Consider the following 24,886-nt stretch of genomic DNA (forward strand, 5'->3'; position numbering starts at 1 on the left):
TCGGGCCACCTGATACGAAACGCCAGGCGTGATCGCCTGGGGAGGTCTCCATGATTCAGAGTCCCTCAATGCAAACCACCTTGGCGGACCGCGCCGAGGCCGGTCGGCGCTTGGTCGAGCCCTTGCTCAAATACGCCCATCGGCCTGAAGTCATCATTCTGGCCTTGCCCCGTGGCGGTGTGCCGGTGGCTTATGAAGTCGCCACGGCCCTGCAGGTGCGCCTGGACCTGATGCTGGTGCGCAAGCTCGGCGTCCCCTCCAACCCGGAATTCGCCATGGGCGCCATCGCCAGCGGGGGCATACAGATCCTCAATGAGGATGCCCTGCGGGCGCACCCGCTCGATCGCGCCAGTTTCGAGGCCGTGGTTGCCCGGGAAACCCAAGAGTTGTCGCGACGTGAGTTGGCTTATCGCGGCGAGCGCCCACCCCTGCGCCTCAAGGACCAGGTCGTGATCCTGATCGACGACGGTCTGGCGACAGGGTCGTCCATGATGGCGGCGGTCCATGCGGTCCGTGCGCAAGCGCCGTCACGCATCGTCATCGCCGTGCCGGTAGCGCCACGGGAAACGCTTGAAGCGATGTACTTCGAAGTGGATGAAGTGATCTGCCCACTCGTTCCCGAATGGATGATGTCGATCGGCTACTGGTACATGGATTTTCCCCAGACCTCGGATGAAGAAGTCATCGACCTCCTGCAGCGAGCCTGGCAGCGCGAATCCGCCGCCGACGCCGCTGCGCAGACTGGCCATGATTGAGCCTCAATCGCGAGACATGAACCTGCCGGACGTCGAATTATCCGCCGAGGTGCGGTTGCCGACGAACACCCGCGCCCTGGTGATCTTTGTGCACGGCAGTGGCAGTGGTCGTTCAAGCCCGCGTAATCAATACGTGGCCGATGCCTTGGCGCAGCGGGGACTGGGTTCGCTGTTGTTCGACCTGCTCACGGAGTCGGAGCAGCGTCTGGACAACTGGACCCGGGAACTGCGATTCGACATCCCCCTGTTGGCCAGACGACTGGTTGATGTGATCGATTGGATCGGCCGGGACCCTGAGTTGAGCACCCTGCGTATCGGTTTGTTCGGCGCCAGTACCGGTGCGGCGGCGGCGCTGGTGGCGGCCGCCGAGCGTGCGGATGTGGTCGCGGCGGTAGTCAGTCGGGGAGGGCGAACCGACCTCGCGGGGCCGGCATTGGCCAGGGTGAAGGCGCCGACCCTACAGATTGTCGGGGCACAGGACTCGGTGGTGTTCGGCTTGAATTGCCAGAGCACCCGGGCCTTGCGGTGCGAGCAACGACTGGAATTGGTGGCAGGTGCCACGCATCTTTTCGAAGAGCCCGGAACACTCGAGGAAGTGGCCAGGCTTGCCGGCGACTGGTTTGAGCGCTACCTGCAGCCCCCCGCCCCCTGAGGACAGGGGGCGGTACGCTGGCCTAGACGCCAAACGGATAGGTTTCGTCTTCCGGCTCCACCTGCTGGCTTTTCGGCAGGGGCAGCGCGGTGACCGGGGTGGTTTGCTCGATCCAGATCATGGCGTCGAATTGTTCGGCCAGCATTGACTCGAAGTAGTGACTGAACCGCTCGGTCTGGGGCCGGTAAATCACCCCGATGGCCCGCTCCAGCAAGGGCGCGGACAACACGCTGCGCAGTTCTTTGCGCTGCGGGTCGCGCCAGTCGGTCAGGGACGCGGCCACTCCGGCCTTGAGGAACTGATGCTCCCAGCTGTCCGGCCGGGAAGGGCGCACGTCCTTGATCAACATCTCGCCGTCCCAGTCATCGGCGGCCGCCACCTGGCCGCGGTCGGTGGCCATGCCGATCAGCACCACATCGCGACCAAAGGCGCTGCGGCACAGCTGACCGATATTGAACTGGCCCTTCCAGCCCATTTCCGTGGCGCCGGCATTGCCGATATGGGAGTTGTGGGCCCAGACCACGGCCTTGGCGTGCGGGCCGCGGTGTTCGAGCAGCGCCCGCAGGGTGTCGAACATGTGCCGGTCCCGCAGGTTCCAGGACGCCGTCGACCCCCGATAGATCGCCCGGTAGTACTGTTCCGCCGCCATCACCACCCGGGCGTTCTGCGTTGCATTGAAGAAGGCTTCATCGTCGCGGATGAGTCCGACCAGTTGTTCCGCCAACATGGCATTGAGCTGCTCGACCACCGGCTGTTCACAGGGCATCACACCACCGCGTTCGACGAAATGGCCGTACAGCGCCGGATCATCCTGCCACGGCGTCAAACAGCCATAACGTCGCCGGGCTTCATGGGCCAGGTGCGGGTCGACCCGGTCCAGATAGGCCAGCACTTCATGAATGGAGTTGCGCAGGCTGTAGACGTCCAGGCCGCGAAACTCGACGCGCTGATCGGGGGCTTTTGGGTGATTGTATTGATGCAGCCAGTGGGTGAATGCCTTCACCTCGCTGTTGCGCCACATCCAGGTCGGGAAGCGGCTGAAAATGTGCCGTTTCCAGGCGGAATGCGCCAACCCCCGGACGTACTGATCGACATGGCCGGCGTCCGGCCAGTCGGCTTCCACGGCCACGATATTGAACCCGTGCCGCTCGATGAGCCCCTGGGTGATGGCCGCCCGGGTTTGATAAAAATCGTGGGTTCCATGGCTCGCTTCGCCGATCATCACCACCCGTGCATCGGCGTAGCGATCGAACAGGTTGGCAAAGGCAGGGGTGTCCAGCGCTGGCAGGGGTTGCGCGTACTGGCGCAACACCGGGGCGATGTGCGCGGTGTCAACGTGATGTTGCTGGCTGTAGGGCTTGTGCTGCCCATTGTGCGAAGGTGAGTTCATGGGCTCATCCCCCAAGGGATAGGTTGCTGGCAGCGGCAGCGCGCTTGGGGTGTATCCGATACCCGTCGCTTTTCCGCTCGAGATCATTGCGCAGGAGCCCGGCACAGGGCGTTCACGCCTCGGGCCTTATGTGTGCTTCTGCCTGATTACTCCTACACCACGGCCAGGCCCATTGGTTGAGGTTTATCAATAAACAGCGCAATCCCCCAAGCGAAGGTACTCATCAGCCAATGCCGGGGGATTCACGATGAGCCGCACACGCGCTCGCTGTGACCCGCAGCCCGCATTGGCGGGGCCGGTCGTGTGTCACGGAACGAGCACGATCGCGCCGTTGAACTGACCACTGCGCAACAGCGCCAGTGCCTGATTGGCCTCGTCGAGGGAAAACTGGGTGGTGTCGCAGTGTACGGGGGTGTGTTGCAGCTCTTGAAAAAACGCGGTGCCGTCGTCGCGGGTCAGATTGGCCACGGATCGTACGCTACGTTCGCCCCACAGCAGCCGATAGGGAAAGGCCGGGATGTCGCTCATGTGAATGCCGGCGCAAATCACGCAGCCGCCCTTGACGGTGGCGGCCAGCGCCAGCGGCACCAGGGCGCCGACAGGGGCAAAAATCAGGCTGGCATCGAGCGGGTGCGCAGGTGGCTGATCCGAGGGGCCGGCCCATTTGGCCCCCAGGGACCGGGCGTATGCCTGACCTTCAGTGTCGCCCGGTCGAGTGAAGGCATACACCTGCTGGCCTCGGCCCCGGGCAACTTGAATGGCCAGGTGCGCTGCGGCGCCAAAACCATACAAGCCAAGATGATGTGCACTGCGTGCCATTTGCAAGGCGCGAAAGCCGATCAGCCCGGCACACAGCAACGGTGCGGCCTCTGTATCGGAAAGGGCCTGGGGGATAGGAAAACAGAAGCGTTGGTCGGCCACGGTGTATTCGGCGTATCCACCGTCCAGGTGGCAACCGGTGAACAGGGCCTGATCGCAGAGGTTTTCCCGTCCGCTCTGACAGTAAGCGCACTGCCCACACGTCCAGCCGAGCCAGGGAACGCCGACCCGTTGGCCGATGCGCTCGGGGTCTGCATGGAGGCCGACGGCCATGACCTCACCGACGATTTCATGCCCCGGCACCCGGGGCAGCACCGCTTGAGGCAATTCACCGTCCACCAGGTGCAAATCAGTGCGGCAGACACCGCAGGCCAGGACTTTGATCAACAGTTGATTGGCCCCGGGTGTCGGAATGGGTCGATATTCCCGTTGCAGCGGCTGACCGGGGGTGTGAACAACCATGGCGCGCATCATGATGTCCGCTCGACCGGCATCAACAGGCAGGAGGGCGATGGCAGCCGGAAATCAACTGCTTGAGGCCTTCTAGATTGAGGATTTTGACGTTGCGGCCTGAGATTTTCACGAGCTCCTGGTCCCGCAGATGCGCGATGCCCCGGCAAATGGTTTCCAGGCGCAGCCCCAGGTAGGAGCCGACTTCCTCGCGGCGCATTTTCAACACGAAGTCCGTCGATGAATACCCACGGGTTTTCAAACGTTGCGACAGGTTGAGCAAGAAGGCCGCCAGGCGCTCGTCCGAGTTCATGTTGCCCATCATCATCAACATGTCGTGATCGCGCACGATTTCCCGGCTGAGAATTTTGTTCAGGTTGTGCTGCAGGGAAGGCAGATCATGGGCGAGTTTTTCCAGCTGAGCAAAGTGAATGGGGCAGACTTCGCTGTCTTCCAGGGCCACCGCATTGCAGGCATGCAGGTCCGTGCTGATAGCGTCCAGGCCCAGCATTTCGCCGGGGATCTGGAACCCCGTGACTTGCTCGCGACCATCGATGGTCAGAATGCTGGTCTTGAACGAGCCGATGCGCACCGCATACAGCGAGCGCAGCTCATCGCCAGCCCGGTAAAGGGCCGCGCCTTTTTTGACCTTCAAGCGTTGCACGATCAACGTGTCCAGCCGCTCGACTTCCGGCCCGGTCATGCCGAGGGGCAGGCACAGCTCCATCACACTGCAGCTTGAGCACGCAGCCTTCAGGTGATGGGGATGCAGAGCGCGGATTTCAGGCATGAGCAGTGAGGTCATTTAGGGAAGTCTCACTAAGGATAGGCGGCGTGGGGTCTGACACGCCGCTCATTCTCGGGAATGCCGGTGTAATCGACGAGCGGAACATCCTTAGGGCATTTTTACCCGGATCCCGACTTGGGCATTTGATGTAAATCAAGTCTTGCGCGCTCCGGACTCCCAGAATGGCTCAAAGCCGATCTATAGCCCGGTCCTTTGGCGGAGAAGTTCATGAGCGATTTCTTGAATGCTGAGCAACTGGAGGGCCTGGATGCTTATTGGCGCGCCTCCAACTACCTGGCCGTCGGACAGATTTACCTGCGAAGCAACCCGCTGCTCAAACAGCCCCTGACCCTGGCACACGTCAAGCCGCGCCTGCTGGGCCATTGGGGGACGACACCCGGGCTGAACCTGATCTACACCCATCTCAATCGTGTGATCAACCAATACGACCTGAACATGCTGTTCATCGCCGGCCCCGGCCACGGTGGACCGGCGGTGGTCGCCCAGACCTACCTCGAGGGCACCTACACCGAGTTTTGCCCCGCGGTGGAATGTAATGAAAACGGCCTGCTGCGCCTGTTTCGCCAGTTCTCCTGGCCCTACGGCATCGGCAGCCATGTCTCGGCCCAGATACCGGGCTCCATTCATGAGGGTGGTGAGCTGGGTTATAGCCTGGCCCATGCCTACGGTGCCGCGTTTGACAACCCGGACCTGATCGTCGCCTGCGTCATCGGTGACGGCGAGGCTGAGACCGGGACACTGGCCGCCAGTTGGCACTCCAACAAGTTTCTCAATCCGGCGCGGGACGGGGCGGTCTTGCCCATCCTGCACCTCAATGGCTACAAGATCGCCAATCCCACCGTACTGTCCAGAATCAGTGAGGATGAACTCTCAGCCCTGCTGTATGGCTACGGCTACGATCCGTACTTCGTGGAAGGCGATGAACCGGTGCGGGTGCATCAGGCGCTGGCCCAGACACTGGACACAATCGTGTTGAAAATCCGCGACATTCAGCTTGAGGCGCGTCGCTCAGGACACGCCACGCCGCCGCAACGGCCGCTGTGGCCAATGTTGGTCCTGCGTACTCCCAAAGGCTGGACCGGTCCGAAATTCGTCGATGGCCATCGCGTCGAAGGCACATGCCGCGCGCATCAAGTGCCATTGGCCGATTTCCAGCAACCGTTGCACCTGCGCCAGTTGGAGGAATGGCTCAACAGCTACCGCCCGGATGAACTGTTTGATGAAAGCGGTGCGTTATTGCCCCAGATCACGGCACTGGCACCGACCGGGCACCGGCGGATGAGCGCCAACCCCCATGCCAACGGTGGTGCGGTGTTGCGCCCCCTGGATTTACCGCGATTCAGCGAGTATGCGGTGGCATTTGATGCTCCTGGCAGCCTGCGCGCGGAGGCCACACGGGTGATGGGGAGGTACTTGCGCGATGTGATGAAAAACAACCTGACCTCCAGCAATTTTCGCCTGTTCGGCCCGGATGAAACCGCCTCGAACCGCCTTGATGCGGTCTATGAGGTCAGCGCCAAGACCTGGATGGAGCCGCTGGAACCGGACGACGTCAATCTGGCCGCCGAGGGTCGCGTGATGGAGATTCTCAGCGAACAGGTCTGCGAGGGCTGGCTTGAGGGTTATCTGCTGACGGGGCGCCATGGTCTGTTGTCCTGTTACGAAGCGTTCATTCATATCGTCGACTCGATGGTCAACCAGCATGCCAAATGGCTGAAGACCGCCGCCCAAGTGCCCTGGCGTCAACCCATTGCTTCGCTGAATTTTTTGCTGACCTCCCACGTCTGGCGTCAGGACCACAACGGGTTTTCCCACCAGGACCCGGGGTTCATCGATCTGGTGGCCAATAAAAAGTCGGACGTGGTGCGGATCTACTTGCCCCCCGATGCCAATTGCCTGTTGTCGGTGACGGACCACTGCCTCAGGAGCCGCGACTACATCAATGTCATCGTCGCCGGCAAACAGCTGGAATGGCAGTGGCTGGACATCGATGCCGCCACCCGGCATTGCCAGAATGGTCTCGGTCGATGGGACTGGGCGTGTCGCAATGATGAAGACCCCGACGTGGTCATGGCCTGCGCCGGTGATGTGCCGACCCTGGAAACGCTCGCCGCCGTCACCTTGTTGCGTGAGTACGTGCCGGATTTGCGGGTGAGGGTGGTCAATGTCGTGGACCTGATGGTGCTGCAGCCGTCGTACCAGCATCCCCATGGCATACCGGACAGCGCGTTCGATGATTTATTTACCCAGGACAAACCGGTGATCTTTGCTTTCCACGGCTACCCCGCGCTGATTCACCGTTTGATCTACAAACGCACCAACCATGAGAACTTCCATGTGCGAGGCTTCAGGGAGGAGGGCGCCACGACCACCCCCTTCGACATGGCAGTGATCAACAACCTGGACCGCTATCAGCTGGCGCTGGACGTCATCGAGCGCGTCCCTCGCCTGGGTGATCAAGTCCCGGCCGCCAAGGCGCGATACTGGTCGACGATGGAACGCCACAAGCTGTATCTGATCGAGCACGGGCAGGACATGCCCGAGGTCCTGAATTGGCAATGGACGCACGTGGATCGTTGAGTGGTGCCAAGTCGGCAATTGAATGAGGTCTTTATACGATCCTTATTCTTTTACCCCCAATCCTTTTAACAACTTACTCGAGGGCAAATTAGGCTTCCCTCATCGTTGGAGGGAATGCCATGGACTTCGTCTTTTTTGTGCTCGGTGCCCTGTTTTTTCTCATCGTTGTCGGCCTTGCGAGTGGCTGTGCCGCGCTGAAAAGGAGACGCTCATGACCGGTTTCTATCTCATCGGCGCCCTGATCGCGGCGGGGTTGCTGATTTACCTGGTTTGCGCACTGCTGTTTCCGGAGGACTTCCTGTGACGACTCAAGCCTGGGGCCTGCTCGGGGCCTTTCTGCTGGTGCTGGGTATTCTGGCCTGGCCTCTTGGGCGTTGGTTGACCACGGTGATGGAGGGCCGATTTGCCTTCGGGGCGCGCATCGAGTCGCCGCTCTATCGCCTTGCCGGCATCAAGCCCGACGCACAGATGGGGTGGCTCCAGTATGCCCTGGCCCTGCTCCTGTTCAACGCTCTGGGATTGCTGGCCGTTTATGCCCTGCAACGGCTGCAAGGCGTTCTGCCCTTTAACCCCCAAGGGTTGGGTGCCGTTACGCCAGACTCCTCGTTCAATACCGCCGCCAGTTTCGTCACCAACACCAACTGGCAAGGCTACAGCGGCGAAACAACGATGAGCTACCTGACCCAGATGCTCGCACTGACGGTCCAGAACTTCCTGTCCGCGGCGACCGGTATCGTCGTCGCGGTGGCTTTGATCCGGGGGTTCGCGCGCCACAGTGCAGACAGCATCGGCAACGCCTGGACCGACCTTACGCGCATCACGTTGTGGGTGTTGCTGCCGCTGTCGCTGATTTTTGCGCTGTTTCTGGTTAGCCAGGGCGCAATCCAGAATCTTGACCCGTACAAGCAAGTCACGACGCTGGAGGTCACGCAGTACCAGGTCCCGGTACTCAACGAGGCCGGCCAGCCAACCGTCGACGCCCAGGGCAATGCGGTCACCAGGGTTGTCAGCACCGATCAACAGACGATTGCCATGGGGCCAGTCGCATCACAGGAAGCCATCAAAATGCTGGGCACCAATGGTGGCGGTTTCTTCAATGCCAACTCGGCCCATCCTTATGAAAACCCCACCGCCGTGACGAACTTCTTTCAAATGCTCGCCATCTTCCTGATCCCGACCGCACTGTGTTTCGTCTTCGGTCACATTGTTGGCGACATACGCCAAGGCTGGGCGCTGCTGGCGACCATGACGATCATCTTCGTGATCGCGGTAGTGGCCGTCACCCATTACGAGCAGCTCGGCAATCCGCAGTTTTCGGCGCTGGGTATCGACACGGCGGCGGGCAACATGGAAGGCAAGGAACTTCGCTTCGGCATCACTGCCTCCAGTCTGTTTGCCGCGGTGACCACGGCGGCGTCGTGCGGCGCCGTTATCTCAATGCATGATTCATTCACGCCGCTGGGCGGTGCGGTGCCGCTGATACTCATGCAGCTGGGTGAAGTGGTGTTCGGCGGCACCGGTTCAGGCCTGTATGGCATGTTGGTGTTCGCCATCCTCGCGGTGTTTATCGCCGGCCTGATGATCGGCCGCACGCCGGAGTACCTGGGCAAGAAAATCGACGCCTACGAGATGAAGATGGTGGCCATCGCGATTCTGGTAACGCCTTTGCTGGTGTTGTTCGGGACGGCGATCGCGGTCATGGCCGAGGCTGGGCGACTGGGAGTCGCAAACCCCGGTGCCCATGGTTTCTCGGAAATTCTCTACGCCTTCACCTCGGCGGCCAATAACAACGGCAGTGCATTCGCCGGCCTGTCGGCCAACACCCCGTTCTACAACACGATGCTGGCCATCATGACCTGGTTTGGTCGGTTCGGCGTCATCGTGCCAGTGCTTGCCATCGCCGGCAGCCTGGCTGCGAAAAAACGATTGGCCGTCACCGCAGGCACGATGCCCACACACGGCATGCTGTTCGTGGTGCTGCTGATCGGTACGGTGTTGCTGGTCGGCTTGTTGAACTACGTACCGGCGCTCGCGCTGGGGCCTGTCGTTGAACACTTCATGATGATCAAGTGAGATCACGAACATGACACGCAAAGCGTTCTCCTTGTTCGACCCGAAACTGATAGCACCCGCCATGATCGAGTCAGTGCGCAAACTCAGCCCCCGGATCCAGTGGCGCAACCCGGTGATGTTTGTCGTCTACATCGGCGCGATCATCACCACCGCCCTGATGGTCCAGGCACTGACCGGCAAGGGGGAGGCCGCTACCGGGTTCATCCTGGCGATCATGGTTTGGCTTTGGTTCACTGTACTGTTCGCTAACTTCGCCGAAGCCCTGGCCGAAGGCCGCAGCAAAGCCCAGGCCGCTTCCCTGCGCAATCTGAAAAAGGAAACCTGGGCCAAGAAACTGCGCGAGCCGCGGTACGGCGCAGAGTGGCAGTTGGCCAAATCGAACGACCTGTGCAAGGGCGATGTGGTCGTGGTTGAAGCCGGTGACCTGGCCGACTCGGTGATTCCGGCCGACGGCGAGGTCATTGAAGGCGCAGCCTCGGTGGACGAGTCGGCCATCACGGGGGAATCGGCTCCGGTGATCCGGGAATGTGGCGGCGACTTCTCGGCCGTGACTGGTGGAACGCGGGTGCTGTCGGACTGGATCGTCGTTCGTGTGACCACTGACCCGGGCGAAACCTTCGTCGACCGCATGATCGCGATGGTCGAGAACGCCAAGCGGCAAAAAACCCCGAATGAAATTGCCTTGTCGATTTTATTGGTCGCACTGACGATCGTGTTCCTTGGCGTGACGGTGACACTCCTGCCGTTCTCGCTGTTCGGCGTTGCGGTGGCCGAATCCGGGGCCCCGGTCTCGATCACCGTCCTCATCGCGTTGCTGGTGTGCCTGATTCCCACGACCATCGCCGGCCTGCTGTCCGCCGTCGGTGTGGCGGGCATGAGCCGCATGATGGAGGCCAACGTGATCGCCACGTCCGGGCGAGCCGTCGAAGCCGCCGGTGACGTGGACGTTCTGCTGCTCGATAAAACCGGGACCATTACCCTGGGCAACCGTCATGCATCGGCCTTTTTACCGGCTCCAGGTATCAAGGAGGCCGAGCTGGCGGATGTGGCGCAACTGGCCTCCCTGGCCGATGAAACCCCCGAGGGGCGCAGCATCGTCGTCTTGGCCAAGCAGCGTTTCAATCTGCGGGAACGGGAAATCGGCACACTCGACGCCCACTTCGTACACTTTTCGGCGCAAACGCGAATGAGCGGTGTGAACATGGGCGACCGGCAAATACGCAAGGGCGCTGGCGAGGCCATTCTCAAGCATGTCCAGAGCCTGGGTGGCAGCTTTCCCGAAACCGTGCAAAACAGCATTGAGGAGGTGGCGCGTCGGGGCAGTACCCCACTGGTGGTCGCCGACGGGGTCAAGGTGCTGGGCGTGATCGAACTCAAGGACATCGTCAAGGGCGGAATCAAGGAGCGTTTCCTCGAACTGCGGCGCATGGGCATCAAGACCGTGATGGTGACCGGCGATAACCGGGTCACCGCCGCCGCCATTGCTGCCGAGGCTGGCGTCGATGACTTTCTGGCGGAGGCGACGCCTGAGCAGAAGTTGCAGTTGATCCGCGACTACCAGGCAGAAGGCCGGCTGGTGGCCATGACCGGCGACGGCACCAACGATGCTCCGGCACTGGCTCAAGCCGATGTTGCCGTGGCGATGAACTCGGGGACCCAGGCCGCCAAGGAGGCCGGGAACATGGTGGACCTGGACAGCAACCCGACCAAGTTGATCGAGGTAGTGGAAACCGGCAAACAGATGCTGATGACCCGCGGTTCGCTGACCACCTTCTCGATAGCCAACGACATCGCCAAGTATTTCGCGATCGTACCGGCAGCCTTTGTCACCACGTATCCGCAGCTCGCGGCGCTTAACATCATGGGCCTGACGAGCCCGAACTCGGCGGTGCTGTCAGCGGTGATCTTCAACGCGCTGATCATCATTTTCCTGATTCCCCTGGCACTCAAAGGCGTGAAATATCGCCCGGTAGGCGCGGCCCTGCTGTTGCGCCGCAACCTGATGATCTATGGACTGGGTGGCATGATCGTTCCATTTATCGGCATAAAAATGATCGACATGGTGCTGTTTGCCGTCGGTCTGACTTGAAGGAGCACTGTCATGGCTTCTCTACTGCGCCCGGCGTTGACCCTGTTCATTGCCCTGTCGTTGATCACCGGCCTGGCCTATCCACTGCTCACGACCGGCATTGCCAGGTGGGTGTTCCCTTCTCAGGCACAGGGCAGTCTGATTGAACGGGATGGCAAAACCGTGGGTTCCTCGTTGATCGGTCAGCGCTTCAGCGATCCCGGGCACTTCTGGAGTCGCCCGTCGGCGACCGGCCCCACCCCCTACAACGCGGCGGCCTCGTCCGGGTCGAACCTGGGGCCACTGAACCCGGCACTGGCGGACGCGATCAGGGGCCGCATCGATGCCTTGCATGCCGCCGACCCCGGTAATACCGCGACCATTCCCGCCGACTTGATCTACAGTTCTGCCAGCGGCCTCGATCCACATATCAGCACCGCGGCAGCCCAGTATCAGGCGGGCCGAATTGCGCGGGTGCGCAATGTGCCCATAGAGCGCGTTCGCCAACTGATTGCCGAACACTCCGAAGACAGGCTGTTCGGGTTCCTTGGCGAGCCTCGGGTCAACGTTCTGGAACTGAACCTGGCACTCGACGCCGTACGTTGAGCGCCACTCTGACACGGTGGGTTTGATGGCCGAACAACGTCCTGACCCAGACCAGCTACTGGCGCAGATTCGCGCAGATGAAGCCCAGGCCAAGCGCGGACAGCTGAAGATTTTTTTCGGTGCCAGCGCTGGTGTCGGCAAGACCTACGCGATGCTGACGGCCGCCCAAACGGCGAAACAACAGCACATCGATGTACTGATCGGCGTAATCGAAACCCATGGCCGTGCTGAAACCCAGGCGTTGACCCAGGGCCTGGACGTTTTGCCCCTCAAACAGGTCGTTGACAAGAACCGCACACTGACCGAGTTCGATCTGGACGCCGCGCTGTCACGCAAACCGCAGTTGATCCTGATCGACGAGCTGGCCCACTCCAACATCGTTGGTTCACGCCATCCAAAACGTTGGCAGGACGTGGAAGAACTGCTCAGCGCCGGTATCGATGTCTGGTCCACCATGAATGTTCAGCACCTGGAGAGCCTGAACGACGTTGTCGGTGGCATTACCGGTATTCGCGTCTGGGAAACCGTGCCCGACCGTGTGTTCGACACGGCTGATGAAGTGGTCATCGTCGACTTGCCGCCTGATGACCTGCTGCAACGACTTAAGGAAGGCAAAGTGTATCTGGCCCATCAGGCTGAACGGGCGGTGCAGAATTTCTTTCGCAAAGGCAACCTGATCGCGTTGCGTGAATTGGCGTTGCGCCGCACCGCCGACCGTGTGGACAGCGAGATGCTGCAGTACCGCATCAGCCGCGCAGTAAAACCCGTCTGGGGCACTCGCGACTCACTGCTCGCCTGCGTCGGCCCGCATGAGCAGGGAGAAAAGACGGTACGGTCAACGGCTCGCCTGGCCGCACAGCTCAACGTGCCGTGGCATGCGGTTTATGTCGAGACACCTGCCTTGCAGCGCCTGCCCGAGACCAAGCGGCGTCGCATTCTGGCGACCCTGAAGCTGGCCCAGGACATGGGTGCCCAGATCTCGACCCTGGCCGGTCAGGACATTGCCGAGACGCTGGTCAAGTACGCCCGGCAGCACAATCTGTCCAAAGTCGTACTGGGCCGCGATGACCAGCCTCGTCGTCATTTCTGGAGCCGGTTGCTCGCAGATCGAATGGGTGCGCTGGGCGCTGATCTGGACGTGATTCAAGTCTCCCTTGCGACCAACCCGCGCAAACAAACCGAGCCCCATTGCGCGAAGACGCAAAGCCCGGTCAGGGGGTGGTCCTATGTCTGGAGCGTGGCGCTCTGCGCGGTAACGACCCTTGCGGCCATACCTTTGGCTCAGGTGCTGGAGCAGGCCAATATCGTCATGCTGTTTCTGCTGGTCGTCGTCGCCGTCGCCGTTCGTTTTGGTCGCGGTCCGGCTGTTCTGGCGGCCTTTGTATCAGTGGCCGCATTCGACTTCTTTTTTGTGGCGCCGCGCTTTTCGTTCGCCTTCGCTGATATCCAGTACCTGGTGACCTTCAGCGTGATGCTCGTGGTCGCGCTGGTGATCGGCCAGATGACCGCAGGCCTGACGTACCAGGCACGGGTGGCGCAGCGGCGCGAAGATCGCATGCGGGCGCTGTACGACATGTCGCGGCTGTTGTCGGCGGCGCTGATGACCGAGCAGGTCGCTGAAATCGGTTCACGTTTCCTCAGTGCCGAATTTGGTGCAAGGTCGGCACTGCTGGTCGCTGACGACAACAATAAACTGCAAGCGCCGCTGATCACCGGGGATGCACCGCACGTGGACGTTGCCATTGCCCGGTGGTCCTTCGACAAAGCCGAACCGGCCGGCTATGGCACCGATACGCTGCCCTCCAGCCCAACGCTTTATCTGCCTCTGTCGGCACCCATGCGGGTGCGCGGGGTATTGGCCGTGCAACCGCATGACACGAGCCGTCTGGCGGTGCCGGAACAACGACGTCTGCTCGACACCTGTGCGTCATTGCTGGCTATCTCGCTGGAACGGATTCACTACATCCACATTGCCCAGGACACGACCGTTCAAATGGAGTCCGAGCGCTTGCGCAACTCGTTGCTCTCGGCCATCTCCCATGACTTGCGAACCCCGCTGTCGGTCATGGTCGGGCTTGCCGAAGCACTGAAGCTGACCAAGCCCCCCCTGACTGGCGAAGCCGCCGAAATCGCCACCGCGGTAGGCGAGTCGGCGCTGCGCATGAACACGCTGGTCAACAACCTGTTGGACATGGCGCGCCTCGAATCCGGCAAAGTGGTCTTGAATCGGCAGTGGCAACCCATCGAGGACGTAGTGGGCAGCGCCCTGCGAGCCATTCAGCCGATTCTGGGCGGGCATTCGGTGCAGGTCGTTCTGGACGATAATGTACCTCCTGTACGCATCGACGCAGTGTTGATCGAACGCGTCCTGATCAACCTGATCGAGAACGCCGTCAAGTACACCCCTCAAGGCACCACCATTCGTCTGGGGGCCCGGGCCTCGCCGGACAACATCGAATTGTGGGTCGCCGACGAAGGTCCGGGACTACCCCACGGTCACGAAGAGGCGGTCTTCAGCAAGTTCATGCGTGGCAAGAAGGAAAGCTCGATACCAGGTGTCGGGCTGGGCCTGGCTATTTGCCGGGCCATCGCCCTGGCTCATGGCGGGACGATGCTGGGGGTCAACCGGCCAGAGGGCGGGGCTTGCTTCACGTTACGCCTGCCCCGTGAAGCCCCTCCGAACATCGAACCCTTTGAGCCGCAGACCGACAAGGACTCACCATGAGCGAATCAGTGCCTCATGTCCTGATCATCGAAGACGAGAAGGAAATACGTCGCTTCGTGCGCATGGCCTTGCAAGCTGAAGGCCTGGAAGTTCACGAAGCCGATACCTTTCACCGGGGGCTCATTGACGCGGGCACGCGCCGGCCCGACCTGATTGTGCTCGACCTCGGACTGCCCGACGGTGACGGTATCGACCTTATCAGGGACGTGCGCAGTTGGTCAGAGGTGCCGATCATTGTGTTGTCTGCCCGTGGTGCGGAATCGGACAAAATCCTGGCCCTGGACACGGGGGCAGATGACTATCTGGTGAAGCCGTTTGGCACCGGAGAGCTGCTGGCGCGTGTGCGCGCCATGCTGCGCAGACACGTAAAAGAATCCGAGAATCACGCAGCCCTGGCTTTTGGCGACGTGCGGATTGATATGGAACGGCGTGTCGTGGAGCGCTGCGGCGCGCCATTGCATTTGACACCACTGGAGTATCGCCTGCTGGTCCATCTTTGCTCACATCCGAACCGGGTTCTGACGCACCAACAACTGCTCAACGCGGTATGGGGGCCAGGGCACACTACCGATACGCCGTACCTTCGGGTCTTCATGGGCGGGCTACGGAAGAAAGTCGAGGTCGACCCCTCACAGCCCAAACACCTGGTGACTGAAACGGGCGTTGGCTACCGTTTTATCCCCTGATGCCAGTGGTCGTTATTGGGGGCATTCTCTTTGATGTGAAAGCATCTGCGGGTCATGGCCATGCACATACCTGGCAGGCGGCAGCGTAACTGCGGGGATGCTCTAAACAAGCCCTCAGGGCTGGGGCACGATCAACCGGGCGACTGCGGTGGCGGCCTTGACCGGCCTGATCGGTGGAAACTCTTCAGGCGTGAGCGTTTCTTTCTCCAGTAGCAGAAGTGCCCCGGCGTCCAGATCGGCCCGACGACCTTCGAGCAAGGCGGTTGCCCGACGGTAGCCTTCGTCGAGCAGGGCGCGAATTTCCAGATCGACCTCCCTGGCCGTTTGCTCCGAATAATCTTTGTCCATGGCGCTCGGCATACGTTCGCCAAGAAAGGACGAGCTTTGCCGCTCCAGCACGGACTGGCCGAGCGAGGCGCTCATGCCAAACCGGGTGATCAGCTGTCGGGCGATATCCGTGGCCCGCGCCAGGTCATCGGCCGCCCCGGTCGAAATCTGCTCAAACACAAGGCGTTCGGCGGCGCGTCCGGCCATGAGAACGACGATCCGGTCCTTGAGCATTTGGCAACTGATCAGGAAGCGGTCTTCGGTCGGTCGCTGCAGCGTATAGCCCAGTGAACCAATCGCGCGGGGCACGATTGAGACTTTATGGACCGGATCCATGGCCGGCAGGCTGCTCGCCGCCAGGGCATGCCCCATCTCATGAAACGCCACCACTCGGCGTTCATCGGGGCGCAGCACGCTGCTTTTGCGTTCAACCCCGGCGACGATGCGTTCTACGGCAGCCGTGAAGTCGTCCAGGCTGACGGCATCAGCCCCGCGACGTGTCGCCACGATGGCGGCTTCATTGACCAGGTTGGCCAAGTCCGCGCCGGTAAACCCCGTGGTGATGTCGGCAATGCGCTCGTTATCGAGGTCTGGCGTGACCGTTATTTTTTGCAGATGGACCTTGAGTATTGCCTGACGACCTTTTCGGTCTGGGCGATCGATCAGCACCTGGCGGTCGATTCGTCCAGCGCGCAGCAATGCAGGGTCCAGAATCTCCGGTCGATTGGTCGCGGCCAGCAATACAACGCCCTCACGAGGGTCGAATCCATCCAGTTCGGACAGTAACTGATTGAGGGTCTGTTCTTTTTCATCGTTGCCACCAAAGGCGCCGATGCCCCGCATCTTTCCCAGCGCATCCAGCTCATCGATGAAGATGATGCAGGGGGCGGCCTGGCGTGCCTGTTCGAACAGGTCGTGGACGCGTGCCGCCCCCACCCCGACGAACATTTCGACAAACTCGGATCCGGAGATCGAAAAAAACGGTACGCCCGCTTCACCGGCGATCGCTTTGGCCACCAGGGTTTTGCCGGTTCCTGGCGGGCCGACCAGCAGCGTGCCCTTGGGAATGTGCGCCCCCAGGCGTGCGTATTTGGTTTTGTCCTTGAGAAACGAAACGATTTCCACCAACTCAGCCTTGGCCTCATCGATGCCCGCCACATCGGCAAATGTCACGCCGGTATCGCGCTGGACGAATACCTTGGCCCTGGACTTGCCGATGTTCATCAGTCCACCAAAGCCCTGTTTTTGCGCCAGGCTGCGGAACAGGAAATGCCAGACCACCATAATCAACACAAAAGGCAGCAGCCAGCCGAGCAGTCCGCCCAGGCGGGTGTTTTCCTGCACACCGGTAAACCCGACCCCCGAACGCGCGAGATCCGCCGCGAGGGCGGGGTCGACCCGCACGGTTGAGAACAGGGTATGGCCATCAATGGGCACCTGCAGTTTGCCGGTGATTTTGTCCTGTTCCACTCGCAAATCACTGACTTTCTGCTCGCTCAGCAGTTGTAAAAACTCGCTGTACGGTAGGGGCTGAACGATGTTTCGTTCGAGAAACAGAAACTGCACAAGCGCGACCACAAAGAAGGCGATCACGAAGTAAGACAGGTTCCATTGTTGATTCTTCTTCATGGCCTTGGCCCGTGCAGGAGGCGATGTGGAGGGGGGGCAACCGCTCAACGCGCCCGGAGGTAACGAACCGTCTCCGGGCTGTTGCTTCAGGCGAGCAGCAAATGATCTTCCACCTTGTTGACGCCCGGTACTGACCAGGCGGCCCGTTCCGCGATCTTGCGTTCACGCCACAGATGCACCCGGCCTTCGAGTTTGACCACACTGCCTTCAACCTTGATGTGAATCCCTTTGGCATCGACTTCGGCATTGCGCTTGAGCGCTTCTTCGATGCGCTGCTGGATATCGAGCACATCAACCTGGGGACGCAGCGTGAGTCGGTTGTCCACGCCGACCACCCCGGACAGCTTGCGCACGGCCCGTTCTACGGTTTCCTTCTGGTACTGCCAGTCCACCTGGCCTTCCAGGCTGACCCAGCCGTTCTCCACAATGACCTTGGCTGCGCCCTGGGGAATATCGGCGCTCCAGTCAATGATGTTGAGGGCGCGATTGGCGATGGTGTCGTCCGCCGTGCCGGCCCCCTTGTTCAGTCGCACCTGGATTTCTTCCGCCAGTGCGCGTACGCCTTTGACCGCCTTGACGGCACGTTCGACGCGTACTTTCTGTGCATAGTTGGTGACGTGGCCGGTCAGGGTGACAACCCCCTTGTCGACGGCAACCCCAATGTTGGCGGCATCGATGTCGGGCAGGAATTCGAGCTCTTCGAGTATGGATTTACGCAGGCTCAAGTCGTTCATGACGATGTCCTCGGTTGAAGGGCGATAGTTGCCCGTTCCACTTTTTTACGCCTGAGCAACTTCGCGGCATTGAGTTAAATCAAGTCGGCGTCAGTGGTCGTCTCCGTTGATCGCCAGGTGTTGGTTGATTGATAAAAATCAGAGAGGCCCGGCAATGCCCATTGATACTTGAATCGTCAACTGCAGTGATTCAGGCGCGAAACTTGAGGATAAAAAAATGAGCAGGTACTTCACCGTTGCACTGTTGGGCATACTTTTGGCGACGACGGCCGGGTGCAGCAATAGGCATGCCCAGGAAATCGACGCTCGCTTGGAGTCCGCGGAAAACAATGCGACGTGGGCACGCGTCAGGGCTGACGAGGCATTTTTGAAGGCACAACTGGCAGCGGAAGTGGCGCTTCGAGCACAACACACGGCCGATGAAGCCAATGTGCGTATCAGTCGGATGAAGTAAGGCGCTTGGCAAGTACGCAGTCCCTGTATGAAACCCCGTACGGGATGACGGAAATCTGATCTCGCGCGTAAAGGAATAGGGTGTGACCGTCCCTGACTTATTCGTATCGAACAGCCTCGATGTCGATACGGATAATGCGGACAACAAAAATCCCCCGGCCGGTTTCCCTGCCAGGGGCAAGTTGCCTGGGATTCAATCGGCTTTGATCGGCACGAGTTTATCCGCTTTCATGGCCTCAGGCTTTTTCGGCAGCGAGAGGCTCAGCACGCCTTTGCTGAAACTCGCCTCGATCTTATCGGCATCGACGCCTTTGGGAAGGTTGAATACCCGCTCGAAGGAACCATAGTGACGCTCGCTAAGGTAGTAGCCTTTACGTTTTTCTTCCTTGTCGTCTTTCTTTTCCCCTTTGATGATCAGGCTGCCATTGGACAGTTTGACCTCAATGTTTTTCTCATCCATGCCGGGCAGTTCGGCAGTGATTTCGAAACTCTTGTCTTTTTCGGTGATATCCACGGCAGGCAGGCTGTGGCCGATGAGTTCTCGCCGCCACAGCGGATCGACATCAAACAGGCCACGGCTGAAGGGTGACAGGTTTGAGCGGTGGTTGAAGTCTTCGAACAGGTGATCGACCTGTTGCCGGAGTTTTTCCAGGGGGCGCCACAGATCAGTGCCCACTGAACGCTCACTGACTTTGTCCTCGTTAGTCACGGGCATTTTTTTCACGGTATTACTCATTTTCACACTCCTCTTGGATGACGGTGGCTGCCGACATCTCATCTGTCGGCCCAACCTGAAACAACAGAGCGAGGGCCATGGCGTCTGCACCTTGCAAGTGAGTGGTCATGGGCGTCTGCATGAAACACGAGGTCTGCATGCATCGAATCTGATGATGCAACGACGGTCTCTAATTTCTGCTGAACGTCCCGCGCCTGTTTGATTTAGATCAGAAAGAGGGCACACACCGGCTTTTTCCAGAAACGGCCTTCATTAGGCCTGTGCTCGGCTTCAATGAAGGCGCCACATCGGACACGTTGAGCATTCCGGACCTAAGCTCTACAGGTGCGTCGCTGACACTAGTCGTTGGAGGCACCCTCACGATCAAGCCTTCAGCGTCATGTTCCGCGTGGGGAATGCCAATCGTTTAGAGGGACTCGCGTCGATGCTCAGTAAATGGCTGGACCCCGCGCTGCTGTTACTCACCGCCTTCACGCTGTTGGCGGGGGGCGTTGCGTACCTTGCACAAGAGGCTGGCTGGGCATCGGTATGCTGGGCTGCCGGCAGTCTGGTGATGGCCTTGATCCTGCTCGTTGAGATCGCCAAGCGCCTGGCTCGCCGGGAGGCGGGGGTCGACTTGATTGCGTTGCTGTCGATTACCGCCGCCCTGGTTTTCGAGCAAGCCCTGGTGGCTGCGGTGATTGCGTTGATGCTGGCATCCGGGCGCACCCTGGAGTTCTTCACCAGGCAACGCGCCGAGCGCGAACTGCGAGCCCTCGTTGACCGCGCCCCACGTACGGCCTGGTTGCAGGAGGAGGGCGGCCTGCGCAAGGTCCCCGTGGAGCAAATCCAGGCGCATCAAACCGTGTTGGTACGGTTGGGAGAAGTCGTGCCAGTCGACGGCTGCCTGCTCAGTACGGCCGCCATTCTCGACGAGTCGGCGCTCAGCGGTGAGTCGTTGCCTGTCACCCATCGTCAGGGAGAGCAACTGCCCAGTGGGGTTTCCAATGTGGGGGCGCCTTTCCTGCTCTCGGCCACAAGAACGTCAGCGCAAAGCACCTATGCAGGTATCGTTCGGCTGGCCGAGGCCGCGCGCCGCTCGCGGGCGCCTTTTGTACGACTGGCTGACCGCTATGCGTTGTATTTCATACCGCTGACGTTGCTGATTGCCGCCGTGGCCTGGCACGTGAGTGGTGATCCCTTGCGAGCATTGGCGGTGCTGGTGGTGGCGACGCCTTGCCCGTTGATTCTGGCGGTACCCATTTCCATCATGTCGGGTATTTCGAGGGCGGCACGGCGCGGGATCCTGGTCAAGGATGGCGCGACGCTGGAGGCATTGGCCGGGGTAAAGCAGGTGTTTCTCGACAAGACCGGCACGCTGACCAGCGGCCATGCCCGTCTGCAGTCGATAGAGGTCAACGGGATGACCGACCCGCAACGCCTGCTGGGCCTGGCCGCGTCGTTGGCACAGGCTTCGACCCACCCCATCTCCCAGGCCATTGTCGACGCGGCGCATCAGCGCCAACTGCCCCTCAGCGTGCCGCAGGACGTGGAAGAAAGCCCAGGCTCAGGGCTGTGTGGGCGGGTCGATGGCGTGCGGGTGCGTTTTGGTACGTTGTCTTTTGCTCATGAACAAAGCCCTGCGACCGAGTGGGCCTCAGCCATGCTGCGCCACATGGATTACCTGGCGTGCAGCGGCAGCTTCATCGACGTCGACGGGGCGCTCGTTGGCCTGCTGGTGTTCTCCGACAACGTTCGGCGCGAGACCCCGCAGACCCTGCGGCGACTGCGCAACAGAGGCATCGAAAGGATCGTCATGCTCACCGGGGATCGCCTGGAAACCGCACAGATGATTGCGCTGTCTGCCGGGATTGACGAACTGCGTGCCGGGTTGACCCCCGAGGAAAAAGTGCGCGCTGTGCAGCAAGGTTGCCTGCGCACCAGCACCCTGATGGTCGGCGATGGCATCAACGACGCCCCCGCACTGGCGGCGGCCAACGTCGGTGTGGCCATGGGGGCCGGAGGTGCCACGGCTTCGGCACAAGCCGCGGGTGTCGTCCTGCTGGTGGATCGCCTCGATCGTCTGGTCGAGGCGTTGGACATTGCCCGACGCACTTGCCACATCGCCCGCCAGGGTGTGCGGGTCGGGATGGGCATGTCGTTGCTGGCCATGGTGGTGGCGGCCTTCGGTTACCTGCCGCCCTTGATCGGCGCCGTGGTGCAGGAGGGCATCGACGTGGTGATCATCCTTAACGCCTTGCGGGCACTGGGGCCGTCGTGGGGGCGCAGGAAACGAAAGCTGACCGCCGCGCACATCGATCACCTGCAAGACGAACACCAGCAACTCGCCACTGTGCTGAGTGATCTGCACCAGTTGGCCAGCGACTTTGCCAAGCGTCCGCTTGCGCAAGCACAGACCGACCTGCAGGCGCTGGTCGACACGCTGCAGACTTCATTGGCGCCACATGAACACGAAGATGAAAGCGCACTGTACCCACTGCTGACGCGAAGCATGCCGGGCGAGGACCCGATGGCAGCCATGAGCCACGCTCACCGGGAGATTTTTCGCCTTATCCACCTGCTGGCGCGCATGAGCCATGACTTTCGTTCCGACCCGGCGACGACGCCGGCTGATGAAGTGCAACACCAGTTGATTCGGCTCGACACCCTCGTGCAATTGCACTTTGAGCAGGAGGAAGAGCTGTTTCGTTATCTGGATGGGCGCTAGTGAATCGCTCCGGATTCTCGAGACACCTGCAAGCTCATCTGAAAAGGTCGCGGTGCCCGTCAAAACGCCGCATAACGTGATGCTGCTTGGACGGCCGGTTGCAGGTCAGGTTTTTCTACCGGTCACCAGACCTGAAGCGCCAACAAAGTAAAACACCCCACCGGCAACCACAAATACCCCAAGCATGTAAAAGATAAAGTGCGCAGGCTGGCTCGCCAGGACGATACCGCACAGCACCGGGCCCAGCGCCGCGCCGAGGTTGCTGAGGTTTTGTGCGCCGTAGTACAGGCCCCGCAGAGGGGCTGGGGCAATGTGGTCGATGAACATGTATTCGGCGGGGAATACGATGATTTCGCCGACGGTGAAAATGGCCATGGACAGCACCCAGAGCATGACGCTGGTCGACAGGGCAAACCCGCCCAGCCCCAGCAGGAACAAGCTCAAGCCCGCCGCCAGCCAGAGGTTCAACTGGCGCTGGGAGATCTTGCGGCCGATGAGGTATTGCAGGCTGATGACCATGATGGCATTGGTCGTGACCAGGGCGCTGATGACCTGATAAGCGAACTCGGGCGTGGTGGTGACCACCAGGTACTGCGAGAGGTAGGCGGTGAACTGACCAAAGACCACGGCGCTGAGCAGCCCGCCCAGGGTGAAGCAGACCAGGCGCCGGTCCTTGAGCAGCAGTTTGCCCATCGCCAGGAATGCGCCGGGCGGGCGGGACGTATCAAGCACCTGCAGCGTTCTGTCGCCCCAGCGCCAATAGACTCCGCAGAACCCTGCGCCGAGTCCCGCGGACAGCAGGAAAGGCCAACTGATATCCAGCCGGGCCATCCCGGCGCCCAGCAATGGGCCGACGGCGTAGCCGATATTGCTCAGGGTGTATTTGATCGAAAACACGCTGCTGCGCTCGGCGGGCGCCAGCAAGCGGCCGAACCCGGATTTGGCCGCGATATCAATCACCGCGTATGCCAGGTTGATCACCACCAGGCAGAAGTAGAACAGCCACAGGTCGCGGGCCAGGAACGTGCCGAGAAAGCCCAGCGCAAACACCGCGCTGCAAGCCAGGATCAGTCGGTAGCTGGACACTCTGTCCACCAGGAAGCCGCCGTAAAGGCTCAACAACGACCCGACGATCAGGCTGCTGCCAATGACCAGCCCGACATCCGCCACGCTCAAGCCGAAGTGGCTGCTCAGGTAGATCACCAGATAGGGCAGGGTGACGGCCCGCGCCAGGGTCAAGACCAGGGAGGCACTGAGCAGCAGTTTTACCGTGCCGGGATAATTTTTCAGGGTGGCCAGCATCCGTGCCTCATGGTTCAGCGGGGTGGGTTCAAGAGCGTTGTCAGGCGCAAGGCATTGATTGATGCGCTGGAATCCAGCTTACTGGGGAATGCCGTTCAGATTGCGGATGGTTTTTCCACCGTTGGCGGAATCTGGTTCATGAATGTGGGGCTTGTATGTTTTCTTCGGAACGCTTGAAGGGCATTGATGTGTTTGTCTGTGTCGCGGACGCTGGCAGCTTTCGGATTGCGGCCGAGCGGATGCACCTGACGGCCTCGGCCATCAGCAAAAGCATTGCCCGCCTGGAGGCGCGGTTGGGGGCTCGGCTGTTCCAGCGCACGACGCGGCGCCTGGCATTGACCGACGCGGGGATGACGTTCTATCGCACTTGCACCGGGGTGCTGGCCGAGCTGGAAGAGGCAGAGCTGTCGCTGCACAGCGAAAACAGCGAGCTTCAGGGGCGGGTTCGGCTGGACCTTCCCGGTGCCTACGGCCGGGCCCAGGCACTGCCGCTCATTTTGCGGTTTGCCCAGGCGCATCCCCGGCTGCTGCCGCATGTTTCCTTCTCGGACCGTTACAGCGACCCGATCGCCGAAGGTGTCGACATCGTGGTGCGCATTGGGGGCGCGGACATCTGGCCCGATACCCTGGGCCATCGCTACCTGGGCAGCGAGTGGCATGTCTTCTGTGCGTCACCCGCGTACTTGAGCCAGCACGGCACGCCCCTGACCGAGGACGACCTGCAGCATCATCAATGCATCGCCTACGGCTGGGTGGATGGCAACGTCAGCCCGTGGAGCTTTTCCGGCCACCGCGCCGCCGGCGAAACCGAGCGCCGGCAGGTGCCTGCCACACTGGTGGTGGGGGATGGCGAGGGGTTGTTGGTTTCGGTACTGACGGGGTGCGGCATCGCGCAACTACCGACCTGGTTGATCCAGCAGCACCTAGAGGCGGGGACCCTGGTCGAGGTACTCCCTCGGCTGGCAACCGACGGCCAGGCGATCAACCTGGTCTGGCAAAAAAGCCGGCAGTCGCTTCCCCGGATCAGTGCCTTGCTGGAAGTGCTCGCCGCAGGCCTGAAACCGTCCAGTGGCAACGGCGTGTGAGGCGGCCAGGCTGGGAACACCCCGTGGCAGCTGCCAAAGGCTGCGTTGGGTTGCGCAGCGCCCCCTGGTGGCATTGCCAATTTTGCAAAAGGGGGGCGGGGGACTGTCCCCTTTTTGGTCAGGACCGCATCTGACCCGGCGCAACCACCACGTCTATGACGTTCCAATCCTACGCGGATGACTAACTCAATACGTTTCCCACGAGCATCACGGAAACGTCCTATTTACTCCCGATATCCACATCTTCAGGGTGCTGCCTGTCAATCACATCCTCTTACTCATGGTCATCGGCCGGTTGGTT

The 24,886-nt window shown here is 60.9% G+C and carries 19 protein-coding genes; 12 read left to right on the top strand and 7 right to left on the bottom strand.

Annotated features, from left to right (window positions below):
- Positions 1-50: 50 nt before the first annotated feature.
- Positions 51-755, top strand: coding sequence for a phosphoribosyltransferase (locus H7995_RS10980; RefSeq protein ID WP_185818358.1), 705 nt, complete (start codon positions 51-53; stop codon positions 753-755).
- A complete protein-coding gene (locus H7995_RS10985; protein ID WP_185818359.1) occupies positions 748-1,407 on the top strand; it encodes a dienelactone hydrolase family protein in 660 nt (219 codons plus the stop codon). The genes H7995_RS10980 and H7995_RS10985 overlap by 8 nt, the downstream gene beginning before the upstream one ends.
- A 22-nt stretch (positions 1,408-1,429) precedes the next feature.
- Here the strand turns inward: H7995_RS10985 and H7995_RS10990 are convergent, their stop codons facing one another.
- The 3 genes from H7995_RS10990 to H7995_RS11000 all read right to left on the bottom strand — a co-directional run bounded on the left by H7995_RS10990 (position 1,430) and on the right by H7995_RS11000 (position 4,856).
- Positions 1,430-2,797 carry an erythromycin esterase family protein gene (locus H7995_RS10990; RefSeq protein WP_185818360.1) on the bottom strand — a complete coding sequence of 456 codons (1,368 nt, stop codon included), beginning with the start codon at positions 2,795-2,797 and terminating at the stop codon, positions 1,430-1,432.
- Positions 2,798-3,103: 306 nt separating this feature from the next.
- Positions 3,104-4,087 carry a zinc-dependent alcohol dehydrogenase family protein gene (locus H7995_RS10995; RefSeq protein WP_185818366.1) on the bottom strand — a complete coding sequence of 328 codons (984 nt, stop codon included), beginning with the start codon at positions 4,085-4,087 and terminating at the stop codon, positions 3,104-3,106.
- Between the two features lie 22 nt (positions 4,088-4,109).
- Positions 4,110-4,856 (bottom strand): cyclic nucleotide-binding domain-containing protein, encoded by a 747-nt coding sequence (locus H7995_RS11000; protein ID WP_166592889.1) that lies wholly within the window; start codon positions 4,854-4,856, stop codon positions 4,110-4,112.
- A 225-nt stretch (positions 4,857-5,081) separates the two neighbouring features.
- On the opposite strand from H7995_RS11000, the gene H7995_RS11005 reads away from it, so the two are divergent.
- The 7 genes from H7995_RS11005 (at position 5,082) to H7995_RS11035 (ending at position 15,612) form a co-directional block, all read left to right on the top strand.
- Positions 5,082-7,454, top strand: a complete 2,373-nt coding sequence (locus tag H7995_RS11005; RefSeq protein WP_166592886.1) for a phosphoketolase family protein — start codon at positions 5,082-5,084, stop codon at positions 7,452-7,454.
- Between the two features lie 211 nt (positions 7,455-7,665).
- Complete coding sequence (kdpF, locus tag H7995_RS11010) at positions 7,666-7,758, top strand: K(+)-transporting ATPase subunit F (protein WP_166592885.1); 93 nt, start codon at positions 7,666-7,668, stop codon at positions 7,756-7,758.
- Positions 7,755-9,527, top strand: coding sequence for a potassium-transporting ATPase subunit KdpA (gene kdpA, locus H7995_RS11015; protein ID WP_166592884.1), 1,773 nt, complete (start codon positions 7,755-7,757; stop codon positions 9,525-9,527). Before kdpF ends, kdpA begins: the two co-directional genes overlap by 4 nt.
- Before the next feature lie 10 nt (positions 9,528-9,537).
- Positions 9,538-11,616 carry a potassium-transporting ATPase subunit KdpB gene (gene kdpB / locus H7995_RS11020; RefSeq protein ID WP_166592883.1) on the top strand — a complete coding sequence of 693 codons (2,079 nt, stop codon included), beginning with the start codon at positions 9,538-9,540 and terminating at the stop codon, positions 11,614-11,616.
- Between the two features lie 12 nt (positions 11,617-11,628).
- Positions 11,629-12,201: a potassium-transporting ATPase subunit KdpC gene (gene kdpC / locus H7995_RS11025; protein ID WP_166592882.1), complete on the top strand. Its 573-nt coding sequence runs from the start codon at positions 11,629-11,631 to the stop codon at positions 12,199-12,201.
- Between the two features lie 25 nt (positions 12,202-12,226).
- Positions 12,227-14,926: a two-component system sensor histidine kinase KdpD gene (gene kdpD / locus H7995_RS11030; protein ID WP_166592881.1), complete on the top strand. Its 2,700-nt coding sequence runs from the start codon at positions 12,227-12,229 to the stop codon at positions 14,924-14,926.
- Positions 14,923-15,612: a response regulator gene (locus tag H7995_RS11035; RefSeq protein ID WP_166592880.1), complete on the top strand. Its 690-nt coding sequence runs from the start codon at positions 14,923-14,925 to the stop codon at positions 15,610-15,612. Before kdpD ends, H7995_RS11035 begins: the two co-directional genes overlap by 4 nt.
- Before the next feature lie 114 nt (positions 15,613-15,726).
- On the opposite strand, the gene ftsH is transcribed toward H7995_RS11035, so the two are convergent.
- Complete coding sequence (gene ftsH, locus H7995_RS11040) at positions 15,727-17,568, bottom strand: ATP-dependent zinc metalloprotease FtsH (protein WP_185818361.1); 1,842 nt, start codon at positions 17,566-17,568, stop codon at positions 15,727-15,729.
- An 86-nt stretch (positions 17,569-17,654) separates the two neighbouring features.
- Positions 17,655-18,302 (bottom strand): BON domain-containing protein, encoded by a 648-nt coding sequence (locus H7995_RS11045; RefSeq protein WP_166592878.1) that lies wholly within the window; start codon positions 18,300-18,302, stop codon positions 17,655-17,657.
- A gap of 217 nt (positions 18,303-18,519) precedes the next feature.
- Here H7995_RS11045 and H7995_RS11050 point away from each other — a divergent pair, with 217 nt between their 5' ends.
- Positions 18,520-18,756: an Lpp/OprI family alanine-zipper lipoprotein gene (locus H7995_RS11050; RefSeq protein ID WP_166592877.1), complete on the top strand. Its 237-nt coding sequence runs from the start codon at positions 18,520-18,522 to the stop codon at positions 18,754-18,756.
- A gap of 192 nt (positions 18,757-18,948) precedes the next feature.
- Here the strand turns inward: H7995_RS11050 and H7995_RS11055 are convergent, their stop codons facing one another.
- Positions 18,949-19,491 (bottom strand): Hsp20/alpha crystallin family protein, encoded by a 543-nt coding sequence (locus tag H7995_RS11055; RefSeq protein WP_166592876.1) that lies wholly within the window; start codon positions 19,489-19,491, stop codon positions 18,949-18,951.
- Between the two features lie 424 nt (positions 19,492-19,915).
- Here H7995_RS11055 and H7995_RS11060 point away from each other — a divergent pair, with 424 nt between their 5' ends.
- Positions 19,916-22,198, top strand: a complete 2,283-nt coding sequence (locus H7995_RS11060) for a heavy metal translocating P-type ATPase (protein ID WP_166592875.1) — start codon at positions 19,916-19,918, stop codon at positions 22,196-22,198.
- 105 nt (positions 22,199-22,303) lie between these two features.
- Here H7995_RS11060 and H7995_RS11065 read toward each other — a convergent pair whose 3' ends face one another.
- Positions 22,304-23,500, bottom strand: a complete 1,197-nt coding sequence (locus H7995_RS11065; protein ID WP_185818362.1) for an MFS transporter — start codon at positions 23,498-23,500, stop codon at positions 22,304-22,306.
- Positions 23,501-23,655: 155 nt separating this feature from the next.
- Between H7995_RS11065 and H7995_RS11070 the strand changes: the two genes are divergently transcribed.
- Entirely contained in the window at positions 23,656-24,585 is a 930-nt protein-coding gene (locus H7995_RS11070; protein WP_166592873.1) for a LysR family transcriptional regulator, read from the top strand.
- The last annotated feature ends 301 nt before the right edge of the window (positions 24,586-24,886 follow it).

The sequence above is a fragment of the Pseudomonas kielensis genome, from assembly GCF_014236655.1.
Lineage (GTDB): Bacteria > Pseudomonadota > Gammaproteobacteria > Pseudomonadales > Pseudomonadaceae > Aquipseudomonas > Aquipseudomonas kielensis.

Coding starts and splice junctions, on each gene's coding strand:
- H7995_RS10980 (WP_185818358.1), top strand. CDS start 51: ATGATTCAGAGTCCCTCAATGCAAACCACCTTGGCGGACCGCGCCGAG.
- H7995_RS10985 (WP_185818359.1), top strand. CDS start 748: ATGATTGAGCCTCAATCGCGAGACATGAACCTGCCGGACGTCGAATTA.
- H7995_RS10990 (WP_185818360.1), bottom strand. CDS start 2,797: ATGAACTCACCTTCGCACAATGGGCAGCACAAGCCCTACAGCCAGCAA.
- H7995_RS10995 (WP_185818366.1), bottom strand. CDS start 4,087: ATGCGCGCCATGGTTGTTCACACCCCCGGTCAGCCGCTGCAACGGGAA.
- H7995_RS11000 (WP_166592889.1), bottom strand. CDS start 4,856: ATGCCTGAAATCCGCGCTCTGCATCCCCATCACCTGAAGGCTGCGTGC.
- H7995_RS11005 (WP_166592886.1), top strand. CDS start 5,082: ATGAGCGATTTCTTGAATGCTGAGCAACTGGAGGGCCTGGATGCTTAT.
- kdpF (WP_166592885.1), top strand. CDS start 7,666: ATGACCGGTTTCTATCTCATCGGCGCCCTGATCGCGGCGGGGTTGCTG.
- kdpB (WP_166592883.1), top strand. CDS start 9,538: ATGACACGCAAAGCGTTCTCCTTGTTCGACCCGAAACTGATAGCACCC.
- kdpC (WP_166592882.1), top strand. CDS start 11,629: ATGGCTTCTCTACTGCGCCCGGCGTTGACCCTGTTCATTGCCCTGTCG.
- kdpD (WP_166592881.1), top strand. CDS start 12,227: ATGGCCGAACAACGTCCTGACCCAGACCAGCTACTGGCGCAGATTCGC.
- H7995_RS11035 (WP_166592880.1), top strand. CDS start 14,923: ATGAGCGAATCAGTGCCTCATGTCCTGATCATCGAAGACGAGAAGGAA.
- ftsH (WP_185818361.1), bottom strand. CDS start 17,568: ATGAAGAAGAATCAACAATGGAACCTGTCTTACTTCGTGATCGCCTTC.
- H7995_RS11045 (WP_166592878.1), bottom strand. CDS start 18,302: ATGAACGACTTGAGCCTGCGTAAATCCATACTCGAAGAGCTCGAATTC.
- H7995_RS11050 (WP_166592877.1), top strand. CDS start 18,520: ATGAGCAGGTACTTCACCGTTGCACTGTTGGGCATACTTTTGGCGACG.
- H7995_RS11055 (WP_166592876.1), bottom strand. CDS start 19,491: ATGAGTAATACCGTGAAAAAAATGCCCGTGACTAACGAGGACAAAGTC.
- H7995_RS11060 (WP_166592875.1), top strand. CDS start 19,916: ATGCTCAGTAAATGGCTGGACCCCGCGCTGCTGTTACTCACCGCCTTC.
- H7995_RS11065 (WP_185818362.1), bottom strand. CDS start 23,500: ATGCTGGCCACCCTGAAAAATTATCCCGGCACGGTAAAACTGCTGCTC.
- H7995_RS11070 (WP_166592873.1), top strand. CDS start 23,656: ATGTTTTCTTCGGAACGCTTGAAGGGCATTGATGTGTTTGTCTGTGTC.